Origin of the sequence: Burkholderia sp. FL-7-2-10-S1-D7 (assembly GCF_001524185.1) — a bacterium.
Classification (GTDB): domain Bacteria; phylum Pseudomonadota; class Gammaproteobacteria; order Burkholderiales; family Burkholderiaceae; genus Burkholderia; species Burkholderia diffusa.
The window spans coordinates 14,328-34,366 of record NZ_LOWY01000017.1; the positions used below are offsets into that span (position 1 = coordinate 14,328).

Consider the following 20,039-nt stretch of genomic DNA (forward strand, 5'->3'; position numbering starts at 1 on the left):
CCGTTTCACAGCTCCCGGAAAATCTCACCTCACGCGTCCCGAATCTCCTCACCTGTGCGATCCCTGTGCCGGGCGACACGTCAGTTGCGCGTAAAACGCGTGACCGCTTCGAATCGGGAAGGCCAGGGCCCTGACGCATGTTCGCATTCGGGGCAAGACACTTCGAACCCGTCGTCGCCCTGCGACAGCTCCGGTTCGCCGTCGCAATGCGGGCACTGGGTCGGCACCGGAATCTCGTGGTCCAGTGACGTCCCGATCACGGAAAACGCATCCGCATCGAGCTGACCTGCATCGGCCAAGCGCCGGATCAGCGCGGAAATCTCCGGATTCATTCCGCGGCTCGCGCGCAGCGTATTCACGTCGCGTGTCGCACGGTCCAATTCGTCGCTCTGGGTGCGCAGCTGTTCCTCGAGCCGGTCCGCGCGGGCCTTGGCCGAACTCAGTTGCTGAAGAAAATCGAATTCCTTGCGCTGCACGTCGCGCAGGCCGCTCTGGTAGCTCGACGCCATGCTGCGCAGCGAGTCCAGCTCGACCAGCATCGGTTTGACGCGGCGCTCGGCTTCGGCCACCGCGTCCTTGATCTGCTGCGCATAGTGTTCGGTGCGCTGCTGCAATTCGGCTTGGAGCGTGTCGATGCGGTCGCGCAGCGTCGCGTTCTGCGTCTGCTCCGCGTCGACGCGGGCAGCCATGGCAGCCAGTTCCTTTTCAAGTCGCGCGACTGTGGTGAGGAGCGTCGCCTCGTTTGCCGAACCGTGCGTCGATTGCGCGGCCAGCTGCACCTCGAGCTCGGTCACACGCGCCTGCAGCTGCTCGTTGCGGGTTTCACTGCGCGCCAGTGCGCCCTCGAGGGTTTCGTGGCGAACCGTTGCGTCGCGCAGCCGCTGTTCCGCATCGGCCATGCAAGCGCGAACCTGTTCGCGATCGACATCGAGGCTTTCCCTGGCCGCTTTCAACGCCTCTTCATATAGCGCGCCGAGCAATGAGCCCGCCTTTTCCTCGACCGCTTTCGGGATCGCCGCACCGTCGAGCCGGATTTTCGAGGCGGAACGGATTCGTTCCCAGAAATGATCGATGTCCTTCGGAATGTCGCTGGCGCTGCCGGTCTGGGTCAGGTCGCGAACGTTGGCAGCCGATGGTCGGATACCGAGATCGAAGAACAACCGCTTGCACGCATGCAGCGACAACTCCTGGCGGCGCGCGCCGCTCGCACGGAGCGATTCCAGTTCTTCTCGTATGACTCCACGCATTTCATCCAGCGTCATGGGGGGACTCACAGACATTGACATGTTGCGATCATAACGAAATACGTATTTTTTGATACTTGTTTTCGTGCAGCGTGGTGAATTTACATCGCTGTGCAAAGAAATCGGGGCTGTGAGCCAATCCGGACGAACCAGCGCTTCAATTCCGTGAAACAAAGCGAAGAAAACAAGGCAAGTCTTTGTTTCGGAAGCGTTTTCGGGTAGGCCCCGAAAAAGTGCATTTGTTTCACATGACAGACGTCATCGTAGCCGGCCGGTGTTCTGGGGTTGGGGTCTCTGTGGAAAACTCGATGACCGATGTCTTGAGAGTATTAGAAGTAAACACCCTTGAACCCTTAGTTAAAAACGTTAACGCCACGGCACAGCCTTATGTAGCAAGGCTTTCCGGCCGACAAGGTGAAGCTTTACGGGAACCAAGGTGATCTTCTGCGGGAGCTGAAGTGATGGGATTCGGGGATCTGCGTGAGCCGATGCAGGAAAGGTCGTGAGCGGATTCGGGATCACAGTGAAACACGAGATTTCCCAAAGGTGAGGTTTTTCGGGGCCGCACAGCCACAGAACCCATGCGGTGCCTGCAGGCACAGTTTTCTGCCTGTGCAGACATAGGTGAGCATTTGCGGGACCTTCTTCGCGCCCCCATTCTGCCCATCTTTTGGGCAGTTTTCGGGAAAGGTGAGGTTTCACGGGACTCCACAGGGATTTGCTGTGAGGATTTCCGGGAATCGACCGCCATTTTGCACAGCAAAAGTGCCCAGTGGTGCCTGTGATGCCCGAAAGGTGAGGCTTTTCGGGAGCGAAACCCGGGTTTTCCTGCCCGGATGCCGATAAGGTGAGCTTTTTCGGGGCATGGATCACAGGCTGTCGGGCCTCTTACAGGTGAGGTTTTTCAGGAGCGCTATTTGCTCAAGAATTGGTCAAAGGTGAGCCTTTCCGGGATCCGGAGCGGGGTGAATTCGCTGAAAAGCCCACCGGGACTGGCGGAAATCTGATTTTCCCTGTGCCACTTTTTGGCACAGGTGAGATTTTTCAGGAGTCGGCACACGGCTGCCGCATCCGCCCGAACGCCGTAAAGGTGAGGCTTTTCGGGAGATGGCCGCCGGACACAGCGGAACGCCTGATGCACATAAGTATCGGATGTCATTGACATTTTTGATACCGCGGCGGTTACGGTGAGAATTTTCGGGAGCCGTTTCCGCGTCCGTTGGAATGCCGTTTTTGTCGTCAAGGTGAGGTTTTTCGGGAGGCTCTGGCTGCTGATCCCGCGTGTGTCGGGGATTCGTTGATATCAGGGTCACAGAATTTCGAACCGATAAGGTGAGAATTTTCGGGACTGAATGGTTTCTGTGCGCTGTACAATGCGCGCCCAGGCCGTTGAAACGGTTGCGATCGACGTCGCGGAGCCCCTTTTCGGCGCAGGTTTCCGGATACCAGTCGCGGTCGCGATCCCCCGTCAGCAGAGCCTGTACATGCATACAGGGCGTTGCGGGCCCGTCCGCTCGATGCCGCGACAGCCAGTGGCGACCGCTGTGACGCGGACCCGGAAATGCAGTCGTAAAATTACGACAAATCGAAAGGTGAGCCGATACGGGAGCAAATTTCGCACGTATCGAGCACAGGCAAAAATCTGTGAATCGGCGCATCCCGCGACACGTCTGGACGAGTCCGAAACGCTTTAAATCCGGACCGGTGAGGGTTTTCGGGAGAGGGTTGGGGTGAGTGCCGTTTTGCACGCGCACTTCACCGGCTATGGTGAGCATGTCGTTCTGGACGCATATCACCACAGGCGCTATCCTTCCGTGAAACTTCTCCTCCGACCCGACGCATGGCCACGAAGCGCGCCAAGAAAACCGATGTGGATGTGGTGAGTGCCAGTTCAGCCGAATTGCGTAAGGCCGTCGAGGCGATCGCAATTCAGCCGAAGAGCGGCAAGATCACGCTCCTGACCCGCAAGCTGTTCAACGTCCTGCTCGCCGTCGCGCAGCAGGCCGACGACTCGGGCGATACCTATCGCGCGCTGCTGTCGGACATCGTCGCCAACTCCGCCTTCGATTCGAACGACACCGCGCTGGTGAAGGAACACCTGCGTCGCATGGTGTCGGTCCAGGTCGAATGGAGCTCGGGAACGTCGAGCCAGAAGCCGGGCCGCAAGTGGGGGATCTCGACGCTGATCGCCGATGCCGAAATTCTTGAGGATCCGGCCACCCGCCGCGTGTGGGTCGAATTTTCATTTGCACCGAAGATCAAGAAGAAGCTGCTCGACCCGGTCCAGTACGCGCGTCTGAGCCTGCAGTTCCAGAGCCAGCTGCGCAGCAGCGCTGGTCTTGCGCTCTACGAAATCTGCGTGCGCTACCTGACGAACCCGAGCCACCTCACGATGCGCGAGCCGTGGGAATGGTGGCGTCCGATCCTGTCGGGCACGCCCGATACGGAAGCCGGCGACGAGGCGAAGCGCGAGTACAAGTACTTCAAGCGGGACTACCTGCGTCCGGCGATTGCCGAGGTCAATGCGGTCACCAACATCTTCGTCGAGCTGATCGAGCATCGGGAAGGGCGGCGGGTCGCGGAGATCCAGTTCCGCGTGACCGAGCGCAAGCAGCCGATGCTCGCGCTCGACGAGCATCCGAACGTGTTCGACAGCACGCTGGTCGACCGGATGGTGAAGCTCGGGATTCCGCTCAAGGAAGCGCAGACGCTCTACGCGGACAGCGAGGAAAACCGGATTCGCGCCGCGCTGCAGATGACCGAGCAGCGGATGCGCAGCACGACGCTGCCGCCGGTGCGCAGTGCGCCCGCGTTGTTCAAGGACGCGCTGAAGAAGGGTTATGCGCCGCCGGTCGAGTCCGTCGACGCGCTGCCTTCCGGCACGCCGGCCGCGAAGGCCGTCTCGGCGCAGCCGGACGATCTGAAGGCACGTCTGTTGAGCGAATTCGCGGCGTTCCGCCGCAAGGAAGCGAAGGTGTTGTACGAGGAGCAGGGCGACGCGGAGCGCGAAGTGGCACGCGAGTCGTTCGAGTCGGAGGTATTGCCGACGATGGGCTCGCACCTGCGCGACGACTGGCGCAAGCGCGGTCTCGATTCGAAGCTGGCCGAGACGGCCTTTTTCGACTGGCTTGCCCAGAAAACCTGGGGCGAGCCGACCGACGGCGACCTGCTGTCGTTCACCCTGAATCAATCTCGGGCCGCCTGAGGCCCGTTCAGGCCCCTCTGACGGGCCGTCGCCGGCCGCCCGCCCATCCGGCGGGCCCGGCGCCTCGCCAGGCCCTGTCGGCCGTTTCCATCAATCCGACAACAGCATCCGCTCGAGCTGCTCGAGGATCGCGTCGCGCTTGTCCTTCGGGAGGCCGCGCAGGCGCAGTTCGATGCGGTCTTCGCCATACGACTTCAGGTCGCCGACCGACTTGCCGCCGAGCTTGATCTCGAGACGCTGCGCATAGCGCTGGCGGCCCGCCGGCTTCGGCGTTTCCTGCGCCGCGACACGGCCCTTGACGATGTCCGACACTTGGCGCGTGCTGAGATCGTCGGACACGATCTTGTTGATCAGCCGCAGCGTCGCCTCGGTGCCGCGCGCGTTGTGGTACCGGCCGACCTGATACGCCATGTTCGAACCGAAGCGATCGGGGCGTGCGACCATCTCCTGCATCACGCTTTCCGGCAGCTTGCCGATCGACAGCGCAACCGCGACCGTCGACTCGTCGAGGCCGAGATGCTCCGACAGTTCCTTCTGGCTCTGGAAATGTTTGTCGTCGAGGAAGCGGCGCCATACGACGGCGTTGTCGAACACCGTCTGCGAATCGCGTTGCACGTTCAGGTCGTAGCCGAGCTTGTAGCTCTGGATTCCGATCGGCACGTCGATCACGATCGCCTTTACCGACTCCTTGTTCGCTTCCTTCAACGCACGCACACGACGGCCGCCGTCGCTGACGAAATACGAACCCGGATTGTCGTAGTCCGGAATCACGTGGATCGCCTGCTGCTGCCCTTGCTTCGCGATGTTGACCGCGAGTTCGGCAATCGACGACTTCAGATAGAAGTGCCGCGGATTGAACGGGCTATGCTTGATCGCCTTCAGCGACAGCTCGATCACCTGGCCGGGCGCATAGCGGTTCTCGAGGCGCCACGCGCGATATTGCGGCGACTCGTCGGTCGGCGGATCGAGCAGGACGTCCGGCGCCGGCGGCGGTGCGATGTCCTTCTTGGCGGACTTCGTCGGGGCCGGCGTGGCCGTCTCGGATTTGACGATGCCATCGATGGCATTCAGCCGATCAAGCGCCGTGCGCTTCTCGCTCGTCGTGATATCCGGGCGCGCTTGGAATCCTTTTGCAAATTGGGAGGGTTTCATGTGACTCCTTTATGCGCATAAAGTCAGGGCAGCATGGCGACGATTTCGTCGGCACATGCGCGGATTTCCGCAGCGGCCAGCTTGGCGCCGCGATCGTTCATCTGCAGCACGGTCTGACCGAGCGCCATCGCCTGCTTGTACGCTTCCCGGGTCGGGATTTGCGTCTTCAGCAACGGGAAGCCGAGTTCCTCGAGCGCGCGCTTGAGCTCGCGGGTCAGCATGCGCTTCTCTTCCGTCTTGTTCAGCAGGAAGACGGCGCGGAGGTCCTCGTTCATCACCTGCGCCTGCTGGATCAGCTTGACCAGCCCAACGCTCGACCAGTAATCGGCCGGCGACGACGAAGTCGGGATCACGGCGATCGATGCGGCCAGCAGTACGACGCCGGAGACCTTCTCGGTGATCGACGGCGGGCAATCGACGACGATGATGTCGTAGTCGTTGATGAACTTCTTGATTTCGCGATGGATCTGGCCGCCGGCTTCGGCGAGGTTGACGACCGGGAACGGGATGCCGGTGTCGCTGTCACCGGATGCGCTCGACCAGTGAACCAATGTGTTTTGACCGTCTGCGTCGATGACGAGGACGCGCTTCCCTTTCTCATGGAATGCCGCGCCGAGGTGCATGGCAATCGTGCTTTTGCCGACGCCACCTTTTTGTTGAGTGACTGCAATGATTTCCGCGGCCAATTTTCACTCCTGTTTTTGGTCGTTGGAATTCTACAGGACGATATTTATATTTCAATGAAATTGTCGTTCGCCAACTACGCGTTAGCCATTCGGGCTATTGGTTTATGCGCATAAACAAGGGGGGGTGCCGGATGGCTGGCACCGGTGGACGCGAGGTCGCTACGTTGAAGGATGAACGGAGATAGTCGTGACGACGGGCGGCTTCGGTCTCACGTTCGGCACGCTGATCAGCGCAATGTATCGGTGCTGCCCTTTCGATCATTGAAGGGGGGCTGCTGCCTTGGTGTCGGGGAGTTTGTGCGCATAAACTTTGCGGTATTGGAGAGCATCGACGAGTCTGAGTCCTCGCTCGCACGTGCTCCCCCCGATGACGAACGCCGCGCGGCTCAGGCCGATGCGACGCATACGTGCCATGTTCAGTGACGAAGCGCGCCGGACGTCCCCCGCTGTCTTTATGCGCATAAACGATCGAGCGGCTCGGCCGATATCAACGGTCGCACGGTCGGCAGGCATGTATGAAGACGACCGTACGGCGATGCTCCGGACGCCTGCGCTGATGATCGTTCGGGGGCATCGAAGTGTCCGGGCCGACCGCGATATCAGCGGTCGTCTCCGCCCAGGGACGCGATAGCTTTCTGCGCATAAACTCGGCGATGGATACATGCGGTGGCTCTATGTCGGCGCCCGCAACATGGCACGACGATCAGCTTATCCCCCGAGCTATTCGCCAACGAAGAAGGCGTCGGACCTTTCCTATGCAACGCACTTTATGCGCATAAACGCATCAAGCGGGCTGCGCGCTCGTCGGCGCCCTACCCTCTGCACGCCACACCGACACGCCAATCCCCCTTCCACCCGTGTGCCGAACCCCGCCGAAACACCCGCAACCAGACTGGCTACAATACGGGCCTTTCTCATGCAGGCCCGAACGATGATCACGATCTACCACAACCCCCGCTGCTCGAAGTCCCGCGAGACACTTGCACTGATCGAGACGCTGAACACCACCGGCACACCGGTGAACGTCGTCGAGTACCTGAAGACGCCGCCGACGGTCGAGGAACTGGAAGCGCTGCATCGTCAGCTTGGCCGCCCGGTGCGCGACATGCTTCGCGAAGGCGAGGAGCCGTACAAGACGCTGGATCTGGCCCGTGCGAATCTGACGGACGCGGAGGCCTACGAAGCGATTGCGGCGCATCCGATTTTGCTGCAGCGTCCGATCGTCGTGTATCGAGGCAAGGCAGCCATCGGCCGCCCGCCCGAGTTGGTGCGGGCGCTGTTCGAATAATTTTAGTTCGACGTATTTTTCTTATCGAATCATCCCGGCGCGAGCGCGCCGGGATCGACCGACAGCATTCGCAACCGCCAACCACCTCCAACGCCGCGCAGCGGACAGCCCGTATTCGACGCGCGCCCCGCGAGCTGCCTCGAGCGTCGACCCTACGACGTCAACAACGACATCGCCAACTGCAACGCGCAACCACGGACTGACATCGGCAACTTAGCCCTCCCGCCCGTCGCCCGACGATTCATCCCGATCACCCCCCGCTTCATCCGCTATCCCCCGCCCCGCCGCCTCATGCGCCGCCGTTCGCAGCAGCGCGATCTGCCCGCGATATGCGCGGCATCCACTGCAAGCCGGCAGATGCACGTGCACCTGCATGCGCTCATGGAGCGTCAACGCTCGGTCGAGTGCATCCGAGAGCAGTCGCGTCACGTCTTTACATTTCCCCAGCAGCATCTTCGGTCGTCAGTCCTTTTTCGCTCAGGCAGGTGCGCAGGCGTGTGCGCGCCCGATACAGCAGCACGCTGCAATGATTCGTCGTCAACGTCAGTTCGCTGCAGATGTCGGCAATCTCGACGTCGAGGAATTCGCGCATCATGAACACGCGTCCGATGTGTTCCGGCAGATGGTCGAGGCAGGCCTGGAACAGCGTCCAGAACTGCCGTTGCCGCAACAGCGTTTCGGGGCCCGCCCACGGTCGCGGCTTCGTGTGCGCGGCCCAGTGCCCGTTTTCCTTGAACAACTCGCGATCGAGCACGGATTCGCCGTCGAGCTCCGCATCGAGTGCGGACAGACTGACCGTCCGCTGCCGTGCACGCAGAATGTCGATCAGCTTGTTGCGCAGGATGCCGAATACCCAGGTCTTGTGGGCCGACCGTCCCGCGAACTCGCCCGCATGCGTCCACGCAGCGGTCAGCGCTTCCTGCACGGCATCCTCGGCCGCATCGGCATCGCGTAGCTGGAGTCGTGCGAAGCGAAACAGGTCGCGGCGCAGTTGCGCGAGATAGGCAGGGTCGTCGTATGCAGACGGCATGGCGGATCGGGAGCCTTATGAAGCGGAGGCGATCGTGTGCGCGCCACCGGGCGGGCGCATCGCGGTGCGAGCAGCTTACTGGGCGCGACGCCGCGCTGCAACGGATGTTCCGTCACGAATTCATGAAGCCGGTCGGCGCGCTGCGCTATGCTTTCCGGAACCTCGCGGCGCGCGTTGTGAAATCGCGACGCGGGCGTTCTGTAACATCAGACCATAACTGCGAAGTTATCCACAATTTCTGTGGAAAACCTTGTGGAAAGTCGGCTGGTTTGCCCCGTGGGACGGCTCGCGGGCTGGCTTGCCTATAAACAGACCTTTGTCGCCTGTTCAGCGTCAATCGATCCGATTCCTCACTCACCGGAAGGAGAAACCCATGTCCTATCGTGTTGCAGTCGTCGTCGGCAGCCTGCGTCGCGGTTCGTGGAACCGCGCGCTCGCGCATGCAGCAATCTCGCTCGCCCCTGCCGATTTCTCTTTCGAATTCGTCGAGATCGGCGAACTGCCGCTGTATAGCCAGGACTACGACGCGGATTTTCCGGAAGTCGCGAAGCGCTTCAAGCAGTCGATCGAAGCGGCCGACGCGCTGCTGTTCGTCACGCCCGAATACAACCGCTCGATCCCGGGCGTGCTGAAGAACGCGCTCGACTGGGGCTCGCGCCCGTGGGGGCACAACTCGTGGTCCGGCAAGCCGGGCGCCGTGCTGGGCACGTCGCCGGGCGCGGTCGGTACCGCGCTCGCGCAGCAGCACCTCCGCAACGTGCTCGCGTATCTCGACGTGAAGCTGCTCGGGCAGCCCGAAATGTTCATCAAGCATGACCCGGCGCGCATCGACGACGAAGGGCAGATCGTCAACGAGGACACCCGCAAGTTCCTGCAGGGTTTCGTCGATCGCTACGTCGACTGGGTGCGCGTGCTGAAGGCGGCCTGATCGCCGTCCCCTTCCCGCCGCCGGCACCGGCCCGCATGCCGCGGGTCAGGCGCCGGCGTGCCGCGCATCGCGCGCTTCGCGAATGCCGAGCAGGATCTCGTCGAGCAGCGCGATGTCGAACGGCTTCGACAGCACGCGCACGTTGACGGTACGCGTGCGGTCGAGTTCCTCCGCGTATCCCGTGACCAGGATCACGGGCAGTTTCCCCGGCCGCTTGTCGATCGCCTCGGCGAGATCGATGCCGTTCAGGCGGCCCGGCATGTGGATATCCGAGATCACCAGATCGAATGCGTCGTTCGCGGCCGCGCCCTCGATCAGGCGCAACGCGTCGTCGGCGGTGGGTGCGTAGGTGACGCGGTGCCCGAGTAGCGTCAGCAGCGCTTCGGTGCCCGCTGCGACTTCACTGTTGTCTTCCACCAGCAGCACATGCAGGCCCGCCAGCGCGCCGGCGTCGTGCGAGACGGGCTGTGACCGCGGGACGATGTCCTCGACGCGTGCGCGCGGCAGGTAAAGGCGCACCGACGTCCCGGCGCCGACCGCGCTGTCGATCGTCGCGAGGCCGCCCGAGCGCTCGCAGAACGCGAACACTTGCGGCAGCCCGAGCCCCGTTCCCATTCCCTGCGCCTTCGTCGTGAACAGCGGCTCGAACGCGCGCGCGAGCACGTCGGGCGCCATGCCCGAGCCCGTATCGTCGAGCGAGATCTGAACGAAGTCGCCGATCAGCGGAAAGCCGTCCTCGCGGCGCAGCGTCACGTTGCGCGCGCCGACCGTGAAGCGGCCGCCGACCGTCATCGCATCGCGCGCGTTGACGGCGAGATTGATCACCGCGAGCTCGAGCTCCGCGACATCGACGCGGATCGGCCAGATGCCGGGCTCGATCGCGATGACCAGCGAGGACTTCGAACCGAGCGACGTCTTCAGCAGTTCGCGGCACGTGCCGAGCCACTGGCCGACGTCGATCGTTTCGTTGTGCAGCGGCTGCTTGCGCGCGACGCCGAGCAACTGGCGCGTGAGCGACTGGCCGTTCTTCAGCGCGCGTTCGATCGCGCCGAGTTCCTTGTCGAGATGCTGGACGCCGCGTCGCCGCGCGATCTGCACGTTGCTCGAGATGATCATCAGCAGGTTGTTGAAGTCATGCGCGACACTGCCGACCAGGTTGCCGAGCGCCTGCATCTTGCGCGACTGCCGGTATGCCGATTCGATCGAGCGCCGCATCGACGCTTCGGCCTGCCAGCGGTCCCAGGCTTCCTCTTCCGCCTTCAACCGCTTCAGCGACAGCCAGATCACCGACCACAGCGCGACCGACGGCGCGAACATCGAGATGAACAGCACGCTCAGGTGTTCGTACCATTCATGCCAGATCGCGGAGGTGCGGTACGCACACGTCACGTACACGGGGTAGCTGCCGACCTGGCGGTACGCGACGATCTCGCTGCTGGCGCCGTCGTGGCGCACGCGCACGATGCCCGCGCGCGGATCGTTGCGCGCGTTGCCGAACGTGGTCGTGAGATCGGTATGCGCGAGCGATGGCGGCGGTGGATACGACGCGATCACCGCGCCGTCGGAGCGCGCGAGCGCCATCGTCATCGGCGTGGCCGCGCCGCCGAGCAGGTCGCGGTAGAACGCATTGAAATACGACGACTTCAGCGCGATCGACACCATCCCGGCGAACGAACCGTCGCTGTGGCGTCGCGCGACGCCCGTGTTGAACACGGGGATGTTCTCGAGCTTGAGCGGCCCCATCATCAGCTTCGAGATGTGCTCGATCACCTTGCCGTCGCGGATGCCGGCGAAGTCGTCGCGGTACGCGATCGACGCATAGGGCGCCGGATAGTAGAGGCTGTTCGCGAGCAGCATCCCGCTCGCACCGAAGATCGACACCGCGGCCACCTGCGGATAGCCGCCGCCGATCGTGTTCAGCGCTTCGTGGATGTCGGATTCGTGGCGGCGCACGGTGGCGTCGTCCATGTCCTGCACGAGGTCGACGATGCGCGCATCGAGCGTCTCGCTCAGGTCGAACACCTTGAGCGCATGCTCCTCGGCGACGCGCACGGTGCGCATCGTCACGTCGCTCGCCGCGGCCTCGCGAGCCTTCAGGTCGTTGTACGCCATGACCGACACGTAGATGCACGGCAGCACGATCGCCGCGACCAGCAGCACGATCAGCGTCACGCGCCGGACAGCGAAATCGTGCTCGGGTGCGCCGGACGCATAGCTGCCGTCGTCCTGCCAGTCGTCGGCGGGTGGGGAGGCGGGTGTGCGGGAGTCGGCGGGACGTTCGGACGTCATCGAGGAAGCGGGCCAGGCTGAGATGTTCAATCATAAACGAGTTGCGCCTGCTCGCCGTACCGGCGCAAGGATGTGCAACCTGATGATTCCGACAGGTGCGAAATGAAAGTTTGAAAACGCTATGAATCCGGCAGCGCAAACGTACACAAAGAAAAATTTTGCGTGCTTATCTTGAAAATGGCCGCGACTGTTTTCGGAATGCCACACGATCGAAGCAATTCTGTTCGAAATGCTGAAAATGGCGAGTTGCACTACCCTCGTTTTACTCAGAGAATCGCGCCTTGCTTTCCCTATGACAGATATCTGCGCCCGCCGGCGTTCGCGGCGCGGTGTGTCGCGTGCCTCGCGCCGCGACGCCTGCGCGCAGCTGCACGGTGGTGCCCACGCTTGATTGCATGGCGCCTCAAGAAGTGCGCCGCGCAGTCGTTAACGCGAGAGAGACCATTCCGTATACCGCTTCGCTGCCATGCCTTTGCCGATCGTGATCGCCGACGACTCCTTGCTCGCTCGCAAACTTCTGACAAAGGCACTGCCGGGAGACTGGGACGTCGACGTCGCGTATGCGGCGAATGGTCGCGAGGCTCTGGCGCTCTATCGTGACGGCAAAGCTTCCGTGATGTTTCTGGACCTGACGATGCCCGACCTGAACGGCTATCAGGTGCTCGAGACACTGCGCCACGAAGATCTGAACACGTTCGTGATCGTGGTATCCGCCGATATTCAGCCGCAGGCGCAAGCACGCGTTCGCGAGCTGGGCGCGATCGCATTCGTTGCCAAGCCCGTGACGTCGGAGGCATTGCTGCCCATTCTCAAGGAGTATGGGTTGTATGCCTGAATCGGTGTTCACGGCGGAGCAACGCGACGCGTTGCAGGAGATCGCCAACCTCGCGATGGGCCGCGCCGCCGCACGGCTCGCGCTCCTGCTCGGGCATTTCATCGAGCTCTCGGTACCGCGTGTGCGCGTCGTGAAGGCCGCCGACGCGGGCGATGCGCTGCGCGAGATGACGGGCATCCACGAGAACGTGACGGCCGTGCGTCAGGGATTCCGGTCCGACATCAAGGGCGAGGCGATCGTGCTGTGCCGCAGCGCGGGCGTCGCGCGGCTCATGTCGCTGATGGGCCGCACGTTCGGCGACGGCGTGTACGCCGGCATGGCCACGCAGGACGAAATCGTGTTCGATGTCGCGAACGTGCTGATGAGCGCGTGCGTCGCGTCGATTCTCGACGAACTCGGCCGCAAGCCCGTGTTCTTCCCGCCGGGGCTGCTCGGCGCGAACGTGTCGTTCGACGACGTGTTCCAGCCGAACGCGCTCGCATGGAGCGTCGCGCTGCTGCTCGAAGTGAACTTCGGCCTCGAGGATCACGCATTCCGCGCACATTTCGTGATGCTGATGGCCGAGGATTCGATCCGGCTGATGGGCGACGCGCTCGATGCGTTGCTGTCCGCGCTATGACCGCTATCCCGACCACCACCGCCGCGTCGCTGAGCGACCTCGTGATCGAACGGGTCGGCTTCGGCCTGTTCGTGCTCGACCGCACGATGAACGTGCTGATGTGGAATCGCTTCATGCAGGACCACAGCGGTATCCCGGCTGCCGACGTGATCGGCCGCAACCTGTTCGACTGCTTTCCGGAACTGCCGCGTGCATGGCTCGAACGCAAGCTCGAGAGCGTGTTCCAGCTCGGCAGTTTCGCATTCAGCTCGTGGGAGCAGCGGCCCTACCTGTTTCGCTTCGAGCACGACCGGCCGATCACCGGCGGCGTCGACTACATGCAGCAGGATTGCACCTTCATGCCGCTCACGCGCGGCCGCGAAGTCGAGGCCGTGTGCGTGACGATCTCGGACGTCACGCACGTGAGCGTGATGCAGCGCGAGCGCGAGGAGGCGGTCGCGAAGCTGCGCGAGCATGCGAATCGCGACGGCCTGACCGGCATCGCGAACCGGCGCTTCTTCGAGGCGCGGCTCGGCGACGAGTTCGCGCGCTGGCAGCGCTACGGCGGTGACCTGTCGGTGCTCCTATTCGACCTCGACCACTTCAAGACGATCAACGACCGGTTCGGGCACGCGGTCGGCGATGCGGTATTGCGCGAGACGGCGCGCCGCGTCGCGTCGATCGTGCGCGCGCAGGATACGTTCGGCCGCTTCGGCGGCGAGGAATTCGCGCTGCTGCTGCCGTGCACGAATCTCGACGAGGCGATGCGGGTGGCCGACAAGGTACGCGACGCGATCGGCAGCACGCCGGTCGACGCGGAAGGCGTCAGCGTGGCGGTGACGGCGAGCGTCGGCTGCGCGTGCGCGACGGCGGGCGCGCTGGCGTTCGACGCGCTCGTCATCGAGGCCGACACCGCGCTCTATCGCGCGAAGCGGCTCGGGCGCGATCGGTCGGTCGCCTACGCGTAACCGCCGCGCCGCCGCTTCACGCGTGCGATCCGCGCCGTTCAGCCTTTCGCGATATCCACGAGCACGCCGGCCAGCACGGCCGGCTGCGACACGAACGGCGAATGGCTGCTGTCGAGCTGGTGCACGTGCGTCGGATTACCGGGCACGAACGCGTCGGCTTCGTCGATGAAGCGCTGCTGCAGCGCGGGCAGGATCACGCGATCCGCCAGGCACTTGATGTAGTGACGATCGATCGCGCCCCAGCGCGCGGCGGTCGTCGGGATCGCGGTCGCGAACGGCGCGGCCGGCACGTCGCAGGTCATCAGGTTCGCCACGGCCTCGAAGTCGGCCTGCGGCACGTCGTCGTACAGCGCGCGCTTCGCGAGCTCGCGATACGCGGCATCGCCGCTGCGCGGATCGATCCGCAGCGCGCCCGCGACGCGTGGGCTCGCGAGCATCAGCGGGCCCAGCATTTCGCCCTTGTTTTCGGGCGCACGCACGTAGTCGAGGCCCGGCACGCCCGACGCGGGCATGAACGCCGCGAGATAGACGATCTTCGCGATTTTCTCCGGCGCGCGCTCCGCCGCGGCCGTGATCGCGAGGCCGCCCATGCTGTGGCCGACGAGCACGACCTTGCCGTGCCCGAGCGCGTATGCGTCGTCGACCGCCTGCATCACCTGTGTCGCGTAATCGTCGAGCGTGGTATTCGCCACCGGCGACGGCTCGGCGCCGAATGCGTCCTCGTCGAGCGGCCGTTCGAGATACGATGCGGGAAAACGGGCGTTGATGCCGTGCGCGGGCAGGTCGCGCGCGATCGACAGGTAGCCGCGCGCGGCCAGCGCGGCCGCGACGTGCGCGTAGCACCACGCACCATGCCACGCGCCGTGCACGAGCACGAAAACGGGATGGCCGGATTGCGCGGCGGCGGTTACATTCGTCTCCATGGTGTCCGTGTCTTTTTCGAGAGAGGTGTTCATCTTAGACGAAGCCGCGCGCGTCCAAGCATGAACGCGCGGCCCGACCGTGCGCGCGCTTGGATCGGCTGTCGCGATGAGGCCCTTTTGTCTCGTTCAGGCCACAATTCGTCCTGATCTGATTTGAATTTGCGCCGAAGCGCGCTAATTTGACGCTTTGCTTCCGATTGCGCCCCATGAACGTCGACTATCTCTTCTACCGGCGGCCGGACAAGCCTGGCCCCTATTCGCTCGACGACCTGGGCGAGATCGCGCCGCCGATCGGCCCGAGCGACGTGGTGCGCGCGGGGATCGCGCGCGTGTTCGAGCAGATCGACTGGCAGGAGTCGCCCGACGTGCCGGGCGCGTGGTTCGGCACCGGCGGCCCGTCGTTCCAGTTTACGGCGGACCCCGACGGGTGCGTGACGAGCTTCATGGGCTCGCGCCTCGAACGCCGCTCGATGTTGCAGCTGACCCGTGAAATGGGGCTCATTGCGCTCGATCTGCAGCGCGACATCGTCTACGGCTGACGGGCGGCGCGACGCCGCTCCCGGGCGCGTCCGGCCGCGCAGGCCCGAGCCCCCTGGCGGCCTGCCGGGCGCGGCGCGTCTCCGCCCTTCGAACTTCAAAGATTGCTATACTTTCGCCCAATTCCGGCATCCGGCCGGTAATTTGTGCCTGTCTGCGTCGATCGTTCGCATATCTCGCACGCATTTGACGCCCTGACCAACCCAGCCGGGCATGGCTTCTTCAATCGCCCCGCGTGGGTGTCTCCGTGGAGCTCGTCTTGGCCGTTTCCAATCTCGTCGTGGACGAACAAGAAACCGACGCCGCTGCCGTCACATCGGGCAGTTCTTTCTATCTGGCGATGCGCATCCTGCCGGCGGTGCAGCGCGACGCGATGTTCCAGGTCTACGCGTTCTGCCGCGCGGTCGACGACATCGCCGACAGCGACTTGCCGCGCGCCGAGCGCAACGCGGGCCTCGATCGCTGGCGCGCGGACATCGACGCGTGCTTCGCCGGTCAGCCGCCGCGCCATCTGGTCGCGCTCGAGCGCGAGATCCGCGCATTCGACCTCAAGCGCGAGGACTTCCACGCGATGATCGACGGGATGGCGATGGACGCCGCCGAGGACATCTGCGCGCCGGACGAACCGACGCTCGACCTGTTCTGCGATCGTGTGGCGAGTGCGGCCGGCCGTCTGTCGGTGAGGATTTTCGGGGTCCCGGAGGCGGAAGGCATCGAGCTGTCGCACCACCTCGGCCGCGCGCTGCAGCTGACGAACATCCTGCGCGACATCGACGACGACGCGGCGATCAACCGCTGCTACCTGCCGCGCGAGCTGCTCGCGCGCGAAGGCATCGCGATCACCGATCCGGCGACGATCGTGCGCGACCCGGCGCTGCCGCGCGTGTGCGCAACGCTCGTCGAGCGTGCGCTCGAGCACTTCCGCGCGGCGGACGCCGTGATGGATCGCTGCACGCGCGCGCAAGTCAAGGCGCCGCGCATCATGTCAGGCGCGTACCGCTGCATTCTGGAAGCCGCGATCGCGCGTGGTTTTGCCGCCCCGCGCGAGCCGCTGCGCAAGCCGAAGGCGCGCATGCTGATGATCGCCGCGCGCTACGCGCTGTTCTGAGCCAATGCCCAGAACCGTCCACGTGATCGGTGCAGGACTCGCGGGCCTGTCGGCCGCCGTCGAGCTGCAACGCCGCGGGCGGCGCATCGTGCTGCACGACGCGCATGCACATGCTGGCGGCCGCTGCCGCTCGTGGTTCGACGAGACGCTGAACACGACGCTCGACAGCGGGCTGCACCAGGTCTTCGCGGGGCAGTCCGCGACGCAGCGCTACCTGCGCGCGATCGGCGCGGCCGATCAGCTCGCGGGGCCCGCACTGCCTGAATATCCGGTGATCGACGTCGCGTCGCAGCAGCGCTGGACGCTGCGCTTCGGCAACGGGCGCTGGCCGTCGTGGCTGTTCGATGCCGCGTCGCGTGCGCCGGGCACCACGCCGCTCGACTACCTCGCGCTGGCGTCGCTCGCGTTCGCGCGCACCGGCCGCTCGCTCGCACAGACGATGCGATGCGACGGCGTGCTGTGGGATCGTTGGCTGCGGCCGTATTTCCTCGGGGTGCTGAACGTCGAACCGCGCCACGCGAGCGCCGAGCTCGCGCGCGCGGCACTGTGCGGCATGTTTGCCGCGGGCGGCCCCGGTTGGCGCCCGCTCGTCGCGCGCCACGGCCTCGGCAGCGCATTCGTCGAACCGGCGCTGCGGATGCTGCAGCACGGCGGCGCGCAGATCCGCCTGAACTCGCGGCTCGATGCGTTCGAATTCGGCGCGCACGGCAACGCGGTCGATGCGGTCGCGATCGGCGGCGAGCGTGTCGATCTCGCACCGGGCGACGCGGTCGTGCTGGCTGTGCCGCCCGAGGTCGCGCAGCCGCTCGTCCCGGACCTCACCGCGCCCGACACGTTCAGCGCGGTCGTGACCGCGTATTTCGCGGTCGATACACCGGCGGGCAGCCCGCTGCAGACGGCCGTCGTCAACGGCATCGTCGACGCGGTGCGCACCGGCGATGGTCCGCTCGCGGCGACGATCCGCGACGCGGGCCGCTGGCTCGACATGCCGCGCGATGTGCTCGCGCGGCGCATCTGGGAAGACGTCGCGCGCGTGAGCGACGCGAACCCGGAAACCCTTCCCGCGTGGCAGCTCGTCGTCGAGCCGCGCGCGGGGTTTGCGGCGGTGCCGTCGCAGGAAATGAAACGTCCGGCCGTGCGTACGCGCTGGACCAATCTTGTGCTGGCGGGCGACTGGATTGCCACCGGCTTGCCCGCCACGATCGAGGGCGCGATCCGCTCCGGCCAACTGGCCGCGGACGTGCTCCAGACACAATAAGAGAGGGACCGATGAACGATCTCACCGATATGGCTAACCTGTCCGCCGGCACCGTGCCGGCCGGACTCGACGCGGCTGTCGCCCGCGCGACCGACGCGCTGCTGGCCGCGCAGAACGCGGACGGACACTGGGTCTACGAACTCGAAGCCGATTCGACGATTCCCGCCGAATACATCCTGCTCGTCCACTATCTCGGCGAGACGCCGAACCTCGAGCTCGAACAGAAGATCGGCCGCTATCTGCGTCGCATCCAGCAGGCCGACGGCGGCTGGCCGCTGTTCACCGACGGCGCGCCGAACATCAGCGCGAGCGTGAAGGCGTATTTCGCGCTTAAGGTGATCGGCGACGACGAGAACGCCGAGCACATGCAGCGTGCGCGCCGCGCGATCCATGCGATGGGCGGCGCCGAGATGTCGAACGTGTTCACGCGGATCCAGCTCGCGCTGTATGGTGCGATTCCGTGGCGCGCGGTGCCGATGATGCCGGTCGAGATCATGCTGCTGCCGCAGTGGTTCCCGTTCCACCTGTCGAAGGTGTCGTACTGGGCGCGGACCGTGATCGTGCCGCTGCTGGTGCTGAACGCGAAGCGTCCGATCGCGAAGAACCCGCGCGGCGTGCGCATCGACGAGTTGTTCATCGACCCGCCCGTCAACGCCGGCCTGCTGCCGCGCCAGGGCCACCAGAGCCCGGGCTGGTTCGCGTTCTTCCGCGTGGTCGACCACGCGCTGCGCGCGGTCGACGGCCTGTTCCCGAGCTACACGCGCGAACGCGCGATCCGCCAGGCCGTGTCGTTCGTCGACGAGCGCCTGAACGGCGAGGACGGCCTTGGCGCGATCTATCCGGCGATGGCCAACGCGGTGATGATGTACGACGTGCTCGGCTATGCGGAAGATCATCCGAATCGCGCGATCGCGCGCAAGTCGATCGAGAAGCTGCTCGTCGTGCACGAGGACGAAGCGTATTGCCAGCCGTGCCTGTCGCCGGTGTGGGACACGTCGCTCGTCGCGCATGCGCTGCTCGAAACCGGCGAAGCGCGTGCCGAGGAAGCCGCGGTGCGGGGCCTCGACTGGCTGCGACCGCTGCAGATCCTCGACGTGCGGGGCGACTGGATCTCGCGCCGCCCGAACGTGCGGCCGGGCGGCTGGGCGTTCCAGTATGCGAACGCGCACTATCCGGACGTCGACGACACGGCCGTGGTCGTGATGGCGATGGACCGTGCGCAGAAGCTCAAGCAGACGGATACGTATCGCGAATCGATGGCGCGCGCGCGCGAATGGGTCGTCGGCATGCAGAGCAGCGACGGCGGCTGGGGCGCGTTCGAACCGGAAAACACGCAGTACTACCTGAACAATATCCCGTTCTCGGATCACGGCGCGCTGCTCGATCCGCCGACCTCGGACGTATCGGGCCGCTGCCTGTCGATGCTGTCGCAACTTGGCGAGAGTGCGCTGACCAGCGAGCCGGCCCGTCGCGCGCTCGACTACATGCTGAAGGAACAGGAACCGGACGGCAGCTGGTACGGCCGCTGGGGGATGAACTACGTGTACGGCACGTGGACGGCCCTGTGCTCGCTGAACGCGGCCGGCCTGACGCCGGACGATCCGCGCGTGAAGCGCGGCGCGCAGTGGCTGCTGTCGATCCAGAACAAGGACGGCGGCTGGGGCGAGGACGGCGACAGCTACAAGCTGAATTACCGCGGCTTCGAGCAGGCGCCGAGCACCGCGTCGCAGACGGCCTGGGCGCTGCTCGGCCTGATGGCGGCCGGCGAGGTGAACAACCCGGCCGTTGCACGCGGCGTCGACTACCTGATCGCGCAGCAGAACGAAGAAGGCCTGTGGGACGAGACGCGCTTCACGGCGACCGGCTTCCCGCGCGTGTTCTACCTGCGCTATCACGGCTATCGCAAGTTCTTCCCGCTGTGGGCGCTCGCGCGCTATCGCAACCTGAAGCGCGCCAATGCGACGCGCGTGACGGTCGGGATGTAACGCGT

At 64.7% G+C, this 20,039-nt stretch carries 17 protein-coding genes; 10 read left to right on the forward strand and 7 right to left on the reverse strand.

What is annotated here, in order from left to right; genetic code table 11:
- Positions 1-80: 80 nt before the first annotated feature.
- A complete protein-coding gene (locus WS75_RS08960; RefSeq protein WP_059680156.1) occupies positions 81-1,262 on the reverse strand; it encodes a DNA-binding protein in 1,182 nt (393 codons plus the stop codon).
- A gap of 1,822 nt (positions 1,263-3,084) precedes the next feature.
- On the opposite strand from WS75_RS08960, the gene WS75_RS08965 reads away from it, so the two are divergent.
- Positions 3,085-4,449, forward strand: a complete 1,365-nt coding sequence (locus WS75_RS08965) for a replication initiation protein (protein WP_059680157.1) — start codon at positions 3,085-3,087, stop codon at positions 4,447-4,449.
- Between the two features lie 90 nt (positions 4,450-4,539).
- Here WS75_RS08965 and WS75_RS08970 read toward each other — a convergent pair whose 3' ends face one another.
- Together WS75_RS08970 and parA are read right to left on the reverse strand one after the other, a co-directional pair.
- Positions 4,540-5,601 carry a ParB/RepB/Spo0J family partition protein gene (locus WS75_RS08970; RefSeq protein ID WP_059680158.1) on the reverse strand — a complete coding sequence of 354 codons (1,062 nt, stop codon included), beginning with the start codon at positions 5,599-5,601 and terminating at the stop codon, positions 4,540-4,542.
- A 23-nt stretch (positions 5,602-5,624) separates the two neighbouring features.
- The gene (gene parA, locus WS75_RS08975; RefSeq protein ID WP_059448842.1) at positions 5,625-6,287 is read right to left on the reverse strand and encodes a ParA family partition ATPase; all 663 of its coding nucleotides are present in this window, start codon (positions 6,285-6,287) and stop codon (positions 5,625-5,627) included.
- Positions 6,288-7,218: 931 nt separating this feature from the next.
- Here parA and arsC point away from each other — a divergent pair.
- Positions 7,219-7,575 carry an arsenate reductase (glutaredoxin) gene (arsC, locus tag WS75_RS08980; RefSeq protein WP_059680159.1) on the forward strand — a complete coding sequence of 119 codons (357 nt, stop codon included), beginning with the start codon at positions 7,219-7,221 and terminating at the stop codon, positions 7,573-7,575.
- 213 nt (positions 7,576-7,788) lie between these two features.
- Here arsC and WS75_RS31735 read toward each other — a convergent pair whose 3' ends face one another.
- Positions 7,789-8,028, reverse strand: a complete 240-nt coding sequence (locus tag WS75_RS31735; protein ID WP_082729539.1) for a zf-HC2 domain-containing protein — start codon at positions 8,026-8,028, stop codon at positions 7,789-7,791.
- Positions 8,009-8,605 carry an RNA polymerase factor sigma-70 gene (locus tag WS75_RS08985; RefSeq protein WP_059680160.1) on the reverse strand — a complete coding sequence of 199 codons (597 nt, stop codon included), beginning with the start codon at positions 8,603-8,605 and terminating at the stop codon, positions 8,009-8,011. Before WS75_RS08985 ends, WS75_RS31735 begins: the two co-directional genes overlap by 20 nt.
- Positions 8,606-8,978: 373 nt before the next feature.
- Between WS75_RS08985 and WS75_RS08990 the strand changes: the two genes are divergently transcribed.
- Complete coding sequence (locus tag WS75_RS08990; RefSeq protein WP_059680161.1) at positions 8,979-9,533, forward strand: NADPH-dependent FMN reductase; 555 nt, start codon at positions 8,979-8,981, stop codon at positions 9,531-9,533.
- A 45-nt stretch (positions 9,534-9,578) separates the two neighbouring features.
- Here WS75_RS08990 and WS75_RS08995 read toward each other — a convergent pair whose 3' ends face one another.
- Entirely contained in the window at positions 9,579-11,822 is a 2,244-nt protein-coding gene (locus WS75_RS08995; protein ID WP_059680162.1) for a hybrid sensor histidine kinase/response regulator, read from the reverse strand.
- A 466-nt stretch (positions 11,823-12,288) separates the two neighbouring features.
- On the opposite strand from WS75_RS08995, the gene WS75_RS09000 reads away from it, so the two are divergent.
- The 3 genes from WS75_RS09000 to WS75_RS09010 are packed head-to-tail and all read left to right on the forward strand — an operon-like array spanning position 12,289 to position 14,223.
- Positions 12,289-12,657 carry a response regulator gene (locus WS75_RS09000; RefSeq protein WP_006751668.1) on the forward strand — a complete coding sequence of 123 codons (369 nt, stop codon included), beginning with the start codon at positions 12,289-12,291 and terminating at the stop codon, positions 12,655-12,657.
- Positions 12,650-13,276: a chemotaxis protein CheC gene (locus WS75_RS09005; RefSeq protein ID WP_059680163.1), complete on the forward strand. Its 627-nt coding sequence runs from the start codon at positions 12,650-12,652 to the stop codon at positions 13,274-13,276. The genes WS75_RS09000 and WS75_RS09005 overlap by 8 nt, the downstream gene beginning before the upstream one ends.
- A complete protein-coding gene (locus WS75_RS09010) occupies positions 13,273-14,223 on the forward strand; it encodes a GGDEF domain-containing protein (protein WP_059680164.1) in 951 nt (316 codons plus the stop codon). The genes WS75_RS09005 and WS75_RS09010 overlap by 4 nt, the downstream gene beginning before the upstream one ends.
- 38 nt (positions 14,224-14,261) lie before the next feature.
- On the opposite strand, the gene WS75_RS09015 is transcribed toward WS75_RS09010, so the two are convergent.
- The gene (locus WS75_RS09015) at positions 14,262-15,146 is read right to left on the reverse strand and encodes an alpha/beta fold hydrolase (RefSeq protein ID WP_059680403.1); all 885 of its coding nucleotides are present in this window, start codon (positions 15,144-15,146) and stop codon (positions 14,262-14,264) included.
- A 206-nt stretch (positions 15,147-15,352) separates the two neighbouring features.
- On the opposite strand from WS75_RS09015, the gene WS75_RS09020 reads away from it, so the two are divergent.
- The 4 genes from WS75_RS09020 to shc all read left to right on the forward strand — a co-directional run bounded on the left by WS75_RS09020 (position 15,353) and on the right by shc (position 20,034).
- Positions 15,353-15,685 carry a hypothetical protein gene (locus WS75_RS09020; protein ID WP_059680165.1) on the forward strand — a complete coding sequence of 111 codons (333 nt, stop codon included), beginning with the start codon at positions 15,353-15,355 and terminating at the stop codon, positions 15,683-15,685.
- A 257-nt stretch (positions 15,686-15,942) separates the two neighbouring features.
- Positions 15,943-16,791: a presqualene diphosphate synthase HpnD gene (hpnD, locus tag WS75_RS09025; RefSeq protein ID WP_059680166.1), complete on the forward strand. Its 849-nt coding sequence runs from the start codon at positions 15,943-15,945 to the stop codon at positions 16,789-16,791.
- A gap of 4 nt (positions 16,792-16,795) precedes the next feature.
- Positions 16,796-18,049, forward strand: a complete 1,254-nt coding sequence (gene hpnE, locus WS75_RS09030) for a hydroxysqualene dehydroxylase HpnE (protein WP_059680167.1) — start codon at positions 16,796-16,798, stop codon at positions 18,047-18,049.
- 11 nt (positions 18,050-18,060) lie between these two features.
- The gene (gene shc / locus WS75_RS09035; protein ID WP_059680168.1) at positions 18,061-20,034 is read left to right on the forward strand and encodes a squalene--hopene cyclase; all 1,974 of its coding nucleotides are present in this window, start codon (positions 18,061-18,063) and stop codon (positions 20,032-20,034) included.
- Positions 20,035-20,039 lie beyond the last annotated feature (5 nt).